The organism is Yersinia vastinensis (assembly GCF_044905075.1).
In the GTDB taxonomy this organism is placed as follows: domain Bacteria; phylum Pseudomonadota; class Gammaproteobacteria; order Enterobacterales; family Enterobacteriaceae; genus Yersinia; species Yersinia vastinensis.
In genome coordinates this window covers 364,786-379,981 of the sequence record NZ_CP173260.1, presented here as the reverse complement: position 1 = coordinate 379,981, position 15,196 = coordinate 364,786, and the positions used below count along the sequence as shown (strand labels likewise).

Here is a 15,196-nt window from a genome sequence, read left to right as displayed (position 1 = left end):
ATAAGATACTTATAACATTATTTATATTTCGTCTATTTATCACCCCTATTATCACCATAGTAAATGGCCGATTAAAGGTGCGCCAATAACGGTGATAATACCGGCTAGCATCATTACCAAGCTGGATACCACTCCCTCCTGTTGCCCCATCTCGTAGGCTTTAGCAGTACCGGCACCATGAGAAGAGGCCCCTAGCCCCGCGCCTTTTGCCAACCCACTACGCACTGATAGCCGCAGAAACAGTAAATCCCCTACCGCCATACCGAACACCCCGGTAATGACCACGAACAGCGCGACTAAATCAGGCTGCCCACCCAATTGTTTTGCTGCTTCCAGAGCAAAAGGCGTGGTAATTGAGCGCACTGCCAAGCTACGTTGCACTTCTTCCGAGAGTGTTAATAACTTCGCCAGCCATACCGAACTGACCACCGCCACCGTAATGGCTGTGATAACACCCGCGGTGAGGGAGAGCCAATGGCGGCGAATAATCGACAGGTTTTCATAAACGGGTACAGCAAATGCGATGGTTGCTGGCCCTAGTAGCCACAGCAGCCAATGCGTCTCGCCAATATAATCTTGGTATGAGATATGGGTGACCACCAGCAGCAACACCAATACCATTGGCGTCAATACCAAGGGCATCAGCAACAATGAGCGGCGACGACGATAGAGCTTTTTATTGGCAAAATAGAGTGCCAACGTCGCCAGAAAGCATGCAATGCTGATAATCAAGTCATTCATGATGATTGGATTTGCGGCGTTGTAGCCACACCTCAAAACGGTAAACCCGGTCAACCACCAAGCCAGTTGCCGCGAGTGTCAGCGTCGTGCTCAAAGCAATGACGGCGAAAATCTTCCAACCATCCACCATGATTAATTGGGCATAATTCACCACCGCCACCACTGCGGGCACAAAAAACAGTAGCATCTCAGCCAATAACCAACGCGACCCGGCCTGCACCCAACGCACAGGCAAAATACGCAACATAATCATGGCTAACAGCAATAGCATGCCGACGATATTGGCGGGCAAGGGAAGATGGAAAACACTAACCAACTGATCAGCAATGATAAATAACCCAGCATACAGCGCCACCTGAACCGGCACCTGTAGGCGAGTGAGAACTGACGGCGCGAAACTACGTAACGCCAACAACATGAGGAACCTCGGAGGGAAATTTTGTCAGTGCTCAGTATAGGCCGCGAGCAACCTTGCAAAAAATGAATTAAAATCATCACAATCATGCCTAAATGGCATAGTTTGATGTCTCCCCGCTGACGTCACTCACTGACAGGAAAAAATGATGGATATTAGGACACTACGTTATTTCGTCGAAGTAGTGCGCCAGCAAAGTTTCACTCGGGCGGCAGAGAAACTGTTTGTTACTCAGCCGACCATCAGCAAAATGCTGCGTAATTTGGAAAATGAGTTGGAATGCAGCCTGCTGACCCGCGAGGGTCGCCGCTTACATTTGACCGATAATGGCCAAGTCGTCTATCAGCGCGGGTTGGCGATCCTCGACCAATTTCAGCAGTTGGAAGCAGAGCTAAAAGATATTAGCTCGCTGAAGAAAGGGATGTTGCGACTCGGCATTCCACCTATGGTGGGTACACAAATGGCGGTCCTTATCAGCGAATTCCGCCGCAGTTACCCTGGAGTAGAGTTACAAATTGCCGAGTTTGGCGGTTTAACCGTGCAACAGGCGGTGCTGTCCGGTGAATTGGATTTAGCATTAACCGCTCTCCCCGCCGATGCTGATTTACCCTTGACGTCATTGCCGCTGTTTAGCCATCCGTTGTGTGTCGTGGTGCCACGTACCGCATTTTGGCTTAACCGCACAACCATCAGTATTCCTGAATTAGCTGACCAACCTATCTTGATTTATAACGAAGATTTTGCTCTGTATCGTCAGTTAATGGACGCTTTTACGGCGGGTGGTTTTACACCACAAATCGCCGTCCGCAGCGGACAGTGGGATTTTCTCGCCGCCATGGTACAAGCCAATATTGGCATCGCTATTTTGCCGGAACCTATCTGCCAACGGCTGGATAAAAATGCCCTGCTATGGCTACCATTGGAACCATTAATGCCGTGGCAGTTGGGGCTAATTTGGCGTCAGGGAAGTTACCTTTCTCACAGTGCACAGGCGTGGATTACCCGCTGCCGTGAATTCTGGCCTAATGGATCGTGAGTGGAGATAAAACCGGCCACTGGGCAGCAGCCGGATGAGGAGAATTAACCTTCTTTTTCTATCAATAGTGCTTCCAGTAAATCCAAATCATGCAGCAGTTTTTGCAGGGTTTCGTTACTGATTTTTTGTGTCGCGCGCAGGTGATACAGCTCACCACGCTCGGCCCGCAGTGCCGTTAAGCGAAAACGTCGCTCCAGATTTTCAATCAATAATGTGTTCTCGATTTCATCTTTACTGCCGGTACGCCGTCGCAGCGTACCAATGACACGCGAGCTAACCTCTTTGAGTAATTCTGGGTCAATATTCTCTTCACTGCTGGCAGCCAGTCGCTCTTCCATCTTGTTCAAACTGACAATCGCCACTTCCGCTGCCGCAGCACGTGCCAAACGAACCTCTTCACGGCTGGCGCTTTTATCTGCCACAACCACACCGCGTAGCAACGGTGGCAATGCAATCACCCCGACAATGACCGACAACAAAATCACGCCAGTGGCGATAAACACCAATTGATAGCGAGATGGGAAAGCTGAACCATCACTGAGGAATAACGGAATAGACAACACACCAGCCAAGGTAATCGCCCCACGCACCCCCGCAAATGAAGCCACCCACAGCTCGCGTGTGGTGTAATTACTAAACTCCAGTGGGCGCTTACTCAGCAAGCGTTTACTGATTTTTTTCATCGACCATAGCCAACCAAAACGCAGTACCAACAGTGCGCCATAAATGATGGCAACATCAGCAAACAGGTTCCAAGTTTGAATGGTTGGATCCAGTTCAGCCTGCACGATCGACGTTTCTAGAATGCCCGGCAATTGCAGGCCCAGCAGGATAAACACCATGCCGTTAAATACGAACTCCAACATCGACCACACGCTATCGGCGCGCAACCGCATGGTCAGAGGAGCATTACGAATAACCCCCGATTGGCTGATGGTCATCCCCGCGGCCACTGCGGCTAAAATACCGGAAACACCAATATGTTCAGCAATCAGATAAGAGGCGAACGGTAACAGTAGCAGCAAGACGATTTGTGTCGCCGGGTCATCACCGCTCCATCGGCTCATTAGGCGCAGTGATTTACTGTATGACCACGTGACAGCCACACCGGCCAGCAAACCGCCAATCGCCACTTTCAGGAATTCCAACGTGGCACCAGAAACCGTGAACACCATAGTGCCCATTGCCACCGCAATAGCGAATTTCAGCGCAACCAGACCAGAGGCATCATTCATCAATGCCTCCCCTTCCAACACACCCATAATCGATTTAGGTATTCGCCCTTTCCCTACGATACCGGACAACGCCACGGCATCGGTTGGCGATAATACCGCCGCCAGTGCAAAAGCAGCGACCAGCGGAATACCCGGTACCATCCAATAAATGAGGTAACCGATGCCCACCACAGTGACCAGCACCAAGGCTAAGGCCAAACCAAATATTTCCCGCCCATGGTGGATAAATTCCCGTGTTGGTGTTTTCCAGCCATCGGCAAAGAGCAGTGGAGGGATAAACAGCACTAAGAATAATTCCGGGTCAAAATCGACATGCAAACCAAAGTGAGGCCAAGCCAGCAAGGCACCACAGACAATCTGCATTAAAGGGAGAGGAACTTGAAACGGTAACATTCTCGTGACGACGCCAGAAAGCGATACCACCAGAATCAGAATGAGGATTGTAAAAAAGATTTCCATGCTTTCCTTAGACTCAACACGACGTACACAACATAAGACCTGACCGCACTCGCCCCTATGCTGGGCGGGTTCACAGCTTTTGATAGTAGATCACTTTTTTATAAAACGGGGAAAAACCTGTTACTGAAAGCAGGAAAATACAAAGAAAGTAGGGATATATAAAAAGTGGCAAGATTAAGGACAGAATAGGGGGCAGAATACCCCCTATTATTGAGATTAAATCGCCCAACCGCCGGCATAGAATGCCACCAGCGCCACGGCAATAATCACCGTGCCAAGATTTAATTTACGCCATTCGCCGGAACAAATACGGCCAATCACCAGTGAGCTAAAGCCCAACATAATACCGGTGACGATATTGCAGGTCAGCACGATAAATACGGCGCAAAGCAAACCCGACATCGCATCAACGAAATCGTCAAAATCCAGTTTGGATACGTTACTCAGCATCAGCAAGCCGACATACATCAGAGCCGGAGCCGTTGCATAAGCCGGAACCAAGTAGGAAAGCGGAGAGAGGAACAAAATCAGCAAGAACAGGATACCGACGACGGTAGCCGTCAGGCCGGTTTTGCCGCCTGCCGCTGTACCGGCAGCAGATTCAATATAGACAGCCGCAGGAGCCGCGCCCACCAAACCAGCAAAAATGCTGCTGACAGAGTCAGAGGTCAGGGCTTTGCCACCATTGATAATCTGGCCATCTTTATCCAGCAAGTTTGCCTGCCCTGCTACCGCACGGATGGTGCCGGTAGCATCAAAGACGGCAGTCATCACCAAAGCCAACACACTTGGCAACACCACAGGTTTTAATGCGCCCATGATATCAAGGCTGAAAATCAATGAGTTACCATTAGCATCTGCCAGACTTGGCATCGCGAACAGCCCTTGGTACGTCACACTTGGGTCAAAAATCAGGCCAATAACCGAGATGGCGATAATCACCAACAGAATCCCACCCGGAACACGCAGTTTTTCCAAACCGAAAATCACCGCCAGACCCAATAGTGTCATCATGACCGGGAAAGAGGTGAATGCGCCCAGCGCTACTGGCAAACCCTCGATGGGGTTCTTGATAACCAGACCGACACCATTTGCCGCAATCAGCAGCAGGAACAGGCCGATACCAATGCCGGTGCCGTGTGCCACGCCCATTGGCAAGTTACGCAATATCCATGAACGGATGCCGGTGACAGAAATAATGGTGAACAGCACCCCCATCAGGAATACCGCGCCCAACGCCACAGGAATGCTAATCTGTTGGCCCAACACCAGACTGAATGCGGTAAACGCAGTCAGAGAGATGGCGCAACCAATCGCCATTGGCAAATTCGCCCACAACCCCATCAACAAAGAGCCTAAACCTGCAACCAAACAGGTCGCAACAAATACGGCTGTTGGCGGGAAGCCCGCTTTACCCAGCATGCTAGGCACAACAATGACCGAGTAGACCATGGCCAAAAAGGTCGTCAGACCGGCCAGCACTTCTTGGCGTACATTACTGCCACGTTCACTAAGCTTAAAAAATGCATCAAGCGAACCTTTTGGCTTTGCCGCCGAGTTCGCTTGAGGATTGGTGCTAGACATGGTGATGTCCCCTGTGTGTCATTTTAAATGTAGTCAGCAAGTCACACGCCCTTTCATACGTAATCGTTTCCGTCTCTGCCGATTAACTCGTCAACTCCTCCAACACCGAAGTCACGGAGAAAATAGCAAACGATTAGCTGGAAGTGGGTATGACTGAAAAAAAATCGAAGTTTAGGGCAGATGTCATTTAAGGCAAACGATTATCTAGCTATTTGCAGCGACTAATCAACATCAGAAAGCGACATTTCATGCATTTTCTTACATTAATTTGTCCGGAAGCATTAATTGTAGAGGGAAACGAAAGTGTGAGCGGCCTCACACTCGTTTATCTGAGATATCTAAACCCCGATAATCATTTTTCTAATGTGAAGGCACCGCCCTTTGCAATCGCTTGTTGATAGGCCGGGCGCTGATGAATGCGGACTAAGAAGTCTTTCAGTTTCGGGAACCCGTCAAGGCCACCACGGGTGTTTATCGCTTCGATAGGAAAGCTCATCTGGATATCGGCGGCACTGAAATCCCGGCCCGCAAACCACAGGTTTTGCATTAAATGCTGCTCGAGATAATCACGGTGCGTGGCAATTTGCTTATTTAGATAATTTTTCTGCACTCCATCCCCCAAGGCTTTCGCTACTGGGCGGATAATCCACGGCACTGGCGGCCCACCAAATCGGCTGAAGATAAGCTTCATCACCAGCAGTGGCATCAATGAGCCTTCCGCATAATGCATCCAGTAACGAAATTGCTGGCGATCATAATGGCCAGTAGGCTTGAACTGCCCTTGAGCATCATAGGTTTCTTGCAAATACTCAATGATGGCACCTGATTCAGCCAACGTCAGATCACCATCAGTTATCACTGGTGACTTCCCCAACGGATGGATTTTTTTCAATTCTGGCGGTGCCAACAAACTGCCGGGATCACGCTGATAGCACTTCAACTCATAGGGAACTTGCAACTCTTCCAACATCCACAAGATACGCTGTGAACGTGAATTATTCAGATGGTGAACAATGACCATGACCGAACTCCATATGATGAATATCAGAGTATTGATTATAGTGATAAAAGGATATTTTGGTTTACGGCATAGTGGATGCAGTTTCCGAGAAGCCAAGCATCGATATTAGAGAGGCAGAGCAACAAACCACAGAATTGACGTAAAAAGGTAATAAAAAACCCTGCCGAGACAGGGTATTATTTTTAGCACTATTCGTACTTAGCGAATCCCAGAATCAGAACGGAATATCGTCGTCAAAATCCATTGGTGGCTCATTGCCGCCTTGTGGCTGTGCTGCAGGGGCTGCTTGCGCAGGACGTGAAGTCTGGCCGCCGCTGAACTGGTTGCCGCCTTGCGGTTGCTGAGGCTGACCCCAACCACCTTGCGCGCCACCATCTTGTTGCGCACCACCTGCTGGAGCACCGCCGCCCTGACGGCCACCCAGCATTTGCATGGTGCCGCCTACGTTAACAACCACTTCAGTGGTGTAACGCTCTTGACCGCTTTGATCTTGCCATTTGCGGGTTTGCAATGCGCCTTCAATATAGACCTGAGAGCCTTTACGCAGATATTCACCCGCCACTTCGGCCAGTTTGCCAAATAGCACCACACGGTGCCATTCCGTCTTTTCTTTCTGCTCGCCGGTTGCTTTATCACGCCAGCTTTCGGAAGTGGCCAGGGTGATGTTGGCAACAGCGCCGCCGTTAGGCATGTAGCGGACTTCCGGGTCTTGGCCCAAATTCCCGACCAAAATCACTTTGTTTACGCCTCTGCTGGCCATGTGAACTCTCCTGATGAAGTAAATTTTGTACAGTATAAACGAGTCAGTTTAACACGCTAACAGCCAAACGGCACAACAGATCATAAGTGCGAAATGCATTACAGATTTATCGTGGCGCCTGCTTTAATTGCACTCAGATACTGGATATCCATTCAGGTTTTTTTGTGTCATAATTATTCGTTTCGTACTGGCTGTGTCCTTTTTCGGTGTTACAAAGTGCACAAATTAGGTTTGTTTTCATGGCAAACCGGCACGGCAACACACAGATAAAACCTAAAAAAGACACGGTGAGAGGCTCAGTTTTAATCCGGGAAGTGTTTGAATGGATAATATCGAAGTTCGGGGCGCTCGCACCCATAATCTTAAGAATATCAACCTGATTATCCCGCGCGACAAACTGATAGTTGTCACCGGCCTATCGGGTTCAGGCAAATCCTCACTGGCTTTTGATACCCTGTATGCCGAGGGGCAACGCCGTTATGTTGAGTCTCTCTCCGCCTATGCGCGCCAATTTCTATCACTGATGGAAAAACCGGATGTTGACCATATTGAAGGTCTGTCCCCGGCTATCTCTATCGAGCAAAAATCGACTTCCCATAACCCACGCTCTACCGTGGGGACCATCACTGAAATCCATGATTATCTGCGTTTACTCTTCGCCCGTGTCGGCGAACCGCGCTGCCCAGATCACGGTGTGACGCTGGCGGCCCAAACGGTCAGCCAAATGGTCGATAATGTAATAAGCCAGCCCGAGGGTCGCCGCCTAATGTTATTGGCGCCGGTGGTCAAAGATCGCAAAGGCGAACATACCAAAACCCTAGAAAATCTAGCCATGCAAGGCTATATCAGAGCGCGGATCGACGGCGAAGTCTGCGATCTGTCTGATCCTCCAAAATTAGAATTACAAAAGAAACACACTATTGAAGTGGTCGTCGATCGCTTTAAAGTGCGCGAAGATCTCGCCCAGCGCTTGGCTGAATCATTTGAAACCGCACTGGAGCTATCCGGTGGTACTGCCGTGGTCGCCGATATGGACGATCCGCACGCCGAAGAGCTGCTATTCTCCGCCAACTTTGCCTGCCCGATTTGCGGCTATAGCATGAGTGAATTGGAGCCACGCCTGTTTTCCTTTAACAACCCGGCGGGTGCTTGCCCGACGTGCGACGGTTTGGGCGTGCAGCAATTCTTTGACCCAGAACGCGTGCTACAAAATCCTGAGCTATCACTGGCAGGGGGCGCTATTCGCGGTTGGGATCGCCGCAACTTCTACTATTTCCAGATGCTGCGTTCACTGGCGGATCATTATAAGTTTGATATTGAAGCACCATTTAATTCACTGGATCCCGTCATACAGAAAGCCGTGCTGTACGGTTCCGGCAAAGATACTATTGAATTCAAATATATAAATGATCGCGGTGATACTACCGTTCGCCGCCACCCATTTGAGGGGGTGCTGCACAATATGGAACGCCGTTATAAAGAGACGGAATCCAGTGCTGTGCGCGAAGAGTTAGCCAAATTTATCAGCAATCGTTCCTGTGCATCTTGTGAAGGTACTCGTCTGCGCAAAGAAGCCCGCTATGTCTTTGTACAAGATACTCCTTTACCGAAAATCTCCGATATGAGCATCGGCGATGCTCTTGAATTTTTCCGGAATCTGACATTGACCGGCCAACGAGCGCAAATTGCCGATAAGATTCTAAAAGAGATCGGGGAGCGGCTAACGTTTTTGGTTAACGTCGGCCTGAATTATTTGTCACTGTCCCGATCAGCAGAGACCTTATCCGGTGGCGAGGCACAGCGTATCCGCCTGGCAAGCCAGATTGGTGCCGGTTTGGTCGGCGTCATGTATGTGCTCGACGAACCGTCTATCGGCTTGCATCAGCGTGACAATGAGCGCTTGTTGGAGACCCTGATTCACCTACGTAATCTGGGCAATACTGTTATTGTGGTTGAGCATGATGAAGATGCTATCCGCGCCGCAGATCATGTGATTGATATCGGCCCAGGTGCTGGTGTGCATGGTGGCGAAGTCGTCGCGGAAGGAACTGTCGATGACATTATGGCGACGCCAGAGTCATTAACCGGACAGTTCCTCAGCGGCAAGCGGGAAATCTCCATTCCGGCGCAACGTGTCGCAGGTGATCCGAGCAAAGTGTTAAAACTGATGGGGGCCAGTGGCAATAATCTAAAAGACGTCACGCTGACGCTGCCTGTCGGGTTGTTCACCTGTATTACCGGCGTTTCCGGCTCAGGCAAATCAACGCTGATTAACGACACCTTATACCCTATTGCTCAACGCCAACTTAACGGTGCGACGATTACTGAACCAGCGCCTTACCGCGAAATTCAGGGATTAGAACATTTCGATAAAGTGATCGATATTGACCAAAGCCCTATTGGCCGAACGCCCCGTTCGAATCCTGCAACCTATACCGGCATCTTTACCCCTATTCGCGAGCTATTCGCTGGTGTACCGGAGTCACGCGCGCGAGGTTATACACCGGGCCGCTTCAGCTTCAACGTGAAAGGCGGCCGTTGCGAGGCTTGTCAGGGTGATGGGGTTATCAAAGTTGAAATGCACTTCCTGCCTGATATTTACGTTCCTTGCGATCAGTGTAAAGGAAAGCGCTACAACCGCGAGACGTTGGAAGTTAAGTATAAAGGTAAAAGTATTCACGAAGTGCTGGCGATGACCATCGAGGAAGCACGCGAGTTCTTTGATGCTGTCCCGGCATTAGCCCGCAAATTGCAAACACTGATGGATGTCGGCTTGTCCTATATCTGTCTAGGTCAGTCGGCAACCACCTTGTCAGGTGGGGAGGCGCAACGGGTCAAACTGTCGCGCGAGTTGTCAAAACGTGGTACCGGCCAAACATTATATATTCTGGATGAGCCGACTACCGGTCTACACTTCGCAGATATTCAGCAGTTGCTAGCGGTGTTGCATCAGTTGCGGGATCAGGGCAATACCATTGTAGTGATTGAGCATAATCTGGATGTGATTAAGACAGCAGACTGGATTGTCGATTTGGGGCCAGAGGGTGGTAGTGGTGGCGGTGAGATTTTGGTCTCCGGTACACCTGAAACTGTCGCACAGTGCGCAGAATCGCATACCGCTCGGTTCCTAAAACCGCTGTTAGCGAAACATAAAAACAGTCAATAACATCCTGCGCTGGGGGGCGAGTCCATCACCTCCCAGCTTATTGATGCTGGCTATCAAGCGTGCAGTTCCTGCCGGATTTGATCGGGTAAACCCTGTAATACCAATTGATAAGAGCGGTCAATTAACGAATAGAACTGTGAATTCGGTAATTTGCCATCCAGAAACACCGTGTTCCAGTGCGCTTTATTCAAGTGTTCACTCGGCACGATCTCCGGATGTTGCTCGCGTAGACTTTCAGCCAATTCAGGGCTGGTTTTCAATGAAATAGAGGGGCGTCCCCCCGTCTCACCCACCATAGCAAACATCACATCTGCGACTTTAATTTGATTGGCCTGCCACATTTCATGGTCACTCTGCTCTGCCCCGGGTTTGGACATGCAGTACTCCAGTAATGCCGAATTATTCATGGGGATATCTCCTGTCATGGGCCGGTGCCGTCTTGCGAAAGGGCCTCATAAAGTTTTCATTCCATCAGAACAGCAATATGCTGAAGAACTAGCTTGCGCCTATGGCAACAGATTTACTGTGAGTGATGAATGATCGTTGGGCATGCATCTACTACAGTAATTAGTATATTCTCTAATCGATTTACAGCCATCCGCTTAGGGAAAAACAAGTGGGATATGAGAGTAACTTGCGGAAAATCAGCAGAAAAAAGAAAAAGGCGATATTGTCTATCGCCTCAGATAACTCACCCTGAATTTAAATCAGGTTACTGCACTGCAGCAAAAGCCGCGGCGACACGCTGAACGTTACTGTGATTAACGCCCGCCATGCACATCCTGCCACTGGCAATCAGATACACACCAAACTCTTCACGCAAGCGGTCTACCTGCGCTGCGCTAAAACCGGTGTAACTGAACATCCCACGCTGTTGCAGCAAGTAGTCAAAATTACGATTGGGCAGCGATGCTTTTAAGGCCTGAACTAACGTGCTGCGCATCTCAATAATACGCAGACGCATCTGCTCTACTTCCGCCTGCCATTGTGCTTTTAATTCGCTGTCATGCAGGACTTTCGCGACGACCTGCGCCCCAAAGTTTGGTGGGCTGGAATAGTTACGACGCACCGTAGCTTTCAATTGTCCCAAGACACGGCCCGCAGCTTCTTCACTTTCACAGACCACGGACAAACCGCCGACTCGCTCGTTATACAAGGAGAAGATTTTAGAGAAGGAGTTACTGATAAGGCACGGCAACTCCGCTGCCGCCATTGCTCGAATAGCATAAGCATCTTCGTTCAACCCTGCCCCAAACCCCTGATAGGCGATATCCAAGAACGGAATAAGCTCCCTACCTTTCGCTACCTGAATGACCTGATCCCACTGTGCATTTGTCAGATCAGAACCCGTCGGGTTATGGCAGCAAGGGTGTAATAATACGATGCTTTTGGCCGGTAACTGCTGCAAAGTTGCCAGCATTTGGTCAAATTTCACACCCAGTTTGTCGTTATCAAAATAGGGGTAGGTGTTCACTTTAAAACCTGCGCCACTGAAAATAGCGACATGGTTTTCCCACGTTGGATCACTGACCCAAACCTGTGAATCAGGGAAATAGTGATTTAGGAAATCAGCGCCGACTTTTAATGCACCAGAACCGCCGACGGTTTGAATCGTCGCTACTCGCTGCTGAGTCAGCATCGGATGATCGGCACCAAATAGTAGTTGCTGAATAGCACTACGATAAGATTGCAAACCTTCCATCGGCAAATAAACCGGCGTCCCATGTGGCTGAGTGCTCAATTGTGCTTCAGCAGTTTTGACTGCCTGCATCAATGGGATCTCACCCTGTTCATTGTAATAAAGCCCAATACTCAAGTTTACTTTGTGAGCACGGTTATCAGCTTTAAAACTTTCCATCAGTGACAGGATCGGATCACCTGCGTAGGCATCAACATTTTGGAACACGGCACTGCACTCCTAAATTGATAATAATTGTCTATACCCTGAATACTCCGAATTGCCAACGGTTGACAATTGCAGTACGGCGAGTAGATGAAAATGGGTTACTTATGCAGCTTACCTTATTCCCCAATATATTCCATCGCTACACGGGAGGTCAGCTTAGTAATCAATTCGTAAGCACTGATACCGGTACGGGCCGCGATTTTTTCAACGGGTAATTCAGCGCCCCATAGCAACACTTCGTCACCGACTTTATCCGTGGCATCTGGCCCTAAATCGACTGAAATCATATCCATCGAGACCCGGCCAACAATGCCAACTTCACGACCATTGAGCCACATAGGTGTCCCCGAAGGAGCACTGCGTGGATAGCCGTCACCATAACCAATAGCGACCACCCCCAAACGGGTATCCCGCTCACTCACCCAAGTACCGCCATAGCCTACTGGCTCACCGGCTTTATGTTCACGAACCGCAATCAGGCTGGTCTTCAGCGCCATTGCTGGCCGCAGATCAAAATGGCTACCATAAGGCTCATCCATAGGAGAAACACCATACAATATGATGCCAGGACGAACCCAATCGCGGTGAGCTTCGGGCCACAGCAAAATGCCGCCAGAAGCCGCAATAGATTGCTTGCCGGGTTTGTCTTTCGCGAAAGTATCGAAACAACTGAGTTGTTGGCGAGTGGTATCCACTTGTGGCTCATCTGCACGACTAAAGTGGCTCATGATATTGACCGGCTGGATAACATTGCGGCATGCACTTAAACGCTGATAAAAAGCCTCCGCCTGTTCCGGACGAACACCTAGACGATGCATGCCTGTGTCCAGTTTCATCCAGACATTAATCGGCGCGGAGAGATTGGCAGCTTCCAGCGCTTCGAGTTGCTCGATGCTATGCACCGCTGTTTCTATGCGGTTAGCGACCAGAATGGGCAAATCTTCTGCGGCAAAGAACCCTTCTAATAACAAGATGGGTTTGACTACCCCGCCAGATCGCAACATCAGCGCTTCACCGATCCGCGCGACACCGTAGCAATCAGCATCCTGCAAGGTATGCGCTGTTTCTAATAACCCGTGGCCATAAGCGTTTGCTTTCACAACAGCAATCAGGCGGCTTTGCGGCGCGATGCGCCGTACCTGTTGCAAATTATGTCGCAGAGCGCGGCGGTCGATTACTGCTGTTGCCGCTTTCATTTCTTATCCTTAATTATCAATTTTACACCCAAAGACAGTGGCGTTACCGCAGGGCAACATCACATTCGAAGGGGATATATATTTATTACTCGCTATTCGTCGTCGTATTGCGGGCCAGCGTAGTTATCAAAGCGCGACCATTGACCATTAAATTTCAGCCGAACAGAACCGATCGGGCCGTTACGCTGTTTACCCAAAATAATCTGTGCGATCCCTTTTTCATCACTGTTCTCGTGATAAACCTCATCACGGTAAATAAACATGATCAAATCGGCATCCTGCTCAATAGAACCGGACTCACGTAAGTCGGAGTTTACTGGCCGTTTATCAGCACGTTGTTCCAAGCTACGGTTAAGCTGCGACAGCGCCACTACGGGTACTTGTAGCTCTTTGGCTAAGGCTTTCAGGGAGCGTGAAATTTCAGCGATTTCCAATGTGCGGTTATCCGACAGTGACGGCACCCGCATCAATTGCAGGTAGTCGATCATTATCAGACTCAAACCACCATGCTCACGGAAAATACGCCGCGCACGAGAGCGCACCTCAGTCGGTGTTAGACCAGAGGAGTCATCGATGTACATATTGCGCTTTTCCATCAATATGCCCATGGTGCTGGAGATCCGCGCCCAATCCTCATCATCTAGTTGGCCGGTACGGATGCGAGTCTGGTCGACATGTGACAAAGAGGCCAGCATACGCATCATTATCTGATCGCCAGGCATCTCCAAACTGAAGATCAATACCGGTTTTTCCTGCATCATCGCGGCGTTTTCGCATAAGTTCATCGCAAAGGTAGTTTTACCCATCGATGGGCGCGCTGCCACAATGATCAAATCTGATTTCTGTAATCCTGCGGTCTTTTTATCCAAATCAACAAATCCGGTTGATACACCGGTAACACCATCATGTGGCCGCTGATAAAGCTGCTCAATACGTGCCACTGTCGCTTCGAGGATTTGATCGACACTTTTTGGGCCTTCATCTTTATTGGCCCGGCTTTCTGCTATCTGGAAGACTTTGGATTCCGCGAGATCAAGCAGATCTTCACTGCTGCGACCTTGAGGATCATAACCGGCATCTGCTATCTCGTTAGCAACAGAGATCATCTCTCGCACAACTGCACGTTCGCGCACAATATCAGCATAAGCACCGATATTCGCGGCACTTGGCGTGTTTTTTGATAATTCAGCAAGATAAGCAAAACCACCTACCGACTCCAAATCGCCCTTTTGTTCTAGTGATTCAGACAAGGTGATCAAATCGATCGGCTTGCTGTTTTCCAGCAAACGCTGCATTTCAGTAAAGATCCGCCGATGTGGGCGACTGAAAAAGTCATTGCTGGCAACACGCTCTGACACGTTATCCCAACGTTCATTATCCAGCATCAAACCGCCCAACACGGACTGCTCTGCCTCCAGCGAATGAGGCGGGAGTTTCAGCCCTTCCATCTGGCGGTCTCGTGGCTCTGTCATACTGTTGGTTGGTTTTTTCGCGGCCATGAAAAGTGTTCTTTACCTTTGTTACGAAGAGGAAAATGATGAATAAAAATAGTGTGGCCCAGTATACGCGATGATATCGGAAGGGTAATGAGGAATTCCCTATTACTTATCGGTATTAGCAAAATCTTGGCCCTCCGAGTAGAACGCTGTAGAGTCAAAATACACCAATTGCGAAGGA

At 49.5% G+C, this 15,196-nt stretch carries 12 protein-coding genes; 2 read left to right on the top strand and 10 right to left on the bottom strand.

From position 1 onward, the window contains the following. Positions 1-51 precede the first annotated feature (51 nt). Together ACIOG0_RS01600 and ACIOG0_RS01595 are read right to left on the bottom strand one after the other, a co-directional pair. Positions 52-741: an LrgB family protein gene (locus tag ACIOG0_RS01600; RefSeq protein ID WP_050101688.1), complete on the bottom strand. Its 690-nt coding sequence runs from the start codon at positions 739-741 to the stop codon at positions 52-54. Further along, entirely contained in the window at positions 734-1,159 is a 426-nt protein-coding gene (locus tag ACIOG0_RS01595; protein ID WP_050141196.1) for a CidA/LrgA family protein, read from the bottom strand. The genes ACIOG0_RS01600 and ACIOG0_RS01595 overlap by 8 nt, the downstream gene beginning before the upstream one ends. A 145-nt stretch (positions 1,160-1,304) precedes the next feature. Here ACIOG0_RS01595 and ACIOG0_RS01590 point away from each other — a divergent pair, with 145 nt between their 5' ends. After that, a complete protein-coding gene (locus tag ACIOG0_RS01590) occupies positions 1,305-2,192 on the top strand; it encodes a LysR family transcriptional regulator (RefSeq protein WP_050101690.1) in 888 nt (295 codons plus the stop codon). A 44-nt stretch (positions 2,193-2,236) separates the two neighbouring features. Here ACIOG0_RS01590 and ACIOG0_RS01585 read toward each other — a convergent pair whose 3' ends face one another. The 4 genes from ACIOG0_RS01585 to ssb1 form a co-directional block, all read right to left on the bottom strand. Then, on the bottom strand, positions 2,237-3,886 hold the full coding sequence (locus tag ACIOG0_RS01585; RefSeq protein ID WP_050101691.1) for a Na+/H+ antiporter: 1,650 nt from the start codon (positions 3,884-3,886) through the stop codon (positions 2,237-2,239). A 216-nt stretch (positions 3,887-4,102) separates the two neighbouring features. After that, positions 4,103-5,470: an NCS2 family permease gene (locus ACIOG0_RS01580; RefSeq protein ID WP_050101692.1), complete on the bottom strand. Its 1,368-nt coding sequence runs from the start codon at positions 5,468-5,470 to the stop codon at positions 4,103-4,105. 352 nt (positions 5,471-5,822) lie between these two features. Then, positions 5,823-6,491, bottom strand: coding sequence for a glutathione S-transferase family protein (locus tag ACIOG0_RS01575; protein ID WP_128451173.1), 669 nt, complete (start codon positions 6,489-6,491; stop codon positions 5,823-5,825). Positions 6,492-6,705: 214 nt separating this feature from the next. Further along, positions 6,706-7,251: a single-stranded DNA-binding protein SSB1 gene (ssb1, locus tag ACIOG0_RS01570; protein WP_050101694.1), complete on the bottom strand. Its 546-nt coding sequence runs from the start codon at positions 7,249-7,251 to the stop codon at positions 6,706-6,708. A gap of 322 nt (positions 7,252-7,573) precedes the next feature. Between ssb1 and uvrA the strand changes: the two genes are divergently transcribed. Next, a complete protein-coding gene (uvrA, locus tag ACIOG0_RS01565) occupies positions 7,574-10,417 on the top strand; it encodes an excinuclease ABC subunit UvrA (protein ID WP_050101695.1) in 2,844 nt (947 codons plus the stop codon). Positions 10,418-10,470: 53 nt separating this feature from the next. Here uvrA and ACIOG0_RS01560 read toward each other — a convergent pair whose 3' ends face one another. The 4 genes from ACIOG0_RS01560 to dnaB all read right to left on the bottom strand — a co-directional run bounded on the left by ACIOG0_RS01560 (position 10,471) and on the right by dnaB (position 15,018). Then, positions 10,471-10,824 carry an MmcQ/YjbR family DNA-binding protein gene (locus ACIOG0_RS01560; protein WP_050101696.1) on the bottom strand — a complete coding sequence of 118 codons (354 nt, stop codon included), beginning with the start codon at positions 10,822-10,824 and terminating at the stop codon, positions 10,471-10,473. 305 nt (positions 10,825-11,129) lie between these two features. Next, positions 11,130-12,323 carry an amino acid aminotransferase gene (locus ACIOG0_RS01555; protein WP_128451172.1) on the bottom strand — a complete coding sequence of 398 codons (1,194 nt, stop codon included), beginning with the start codon at positions 12,321-12,323 and terminating at the stop codon, positions 11,130-11,132. A gap of 116 nt (positions 12,324-12,439) precedes the next feature. Then, a complete protein-coding gene (gene alr, locus ACIOG0_RS01550; RefSeq protein WP_050101698.1) occupies positions 12,440-13,519 on the bottom strand; it encodes an alanine racemase in 1,080 nt (359 codons plus the stop codon). Positions 13,520-13,611: 92 nt separating this feature from the next. After that, positions 13,612-15,018, bottom strand: coding sequence for a replicative DNA helicase (dnaB, locus tag ACIOG0_RS01545; protein WP_050101699.1), 1,407 nt, complete (start codon positions 15,016-15,018; stop codon positions 13,612-13,614). Between the last annotated feature and the right edge of the window lie 178 nt (positions 15,019-15,196).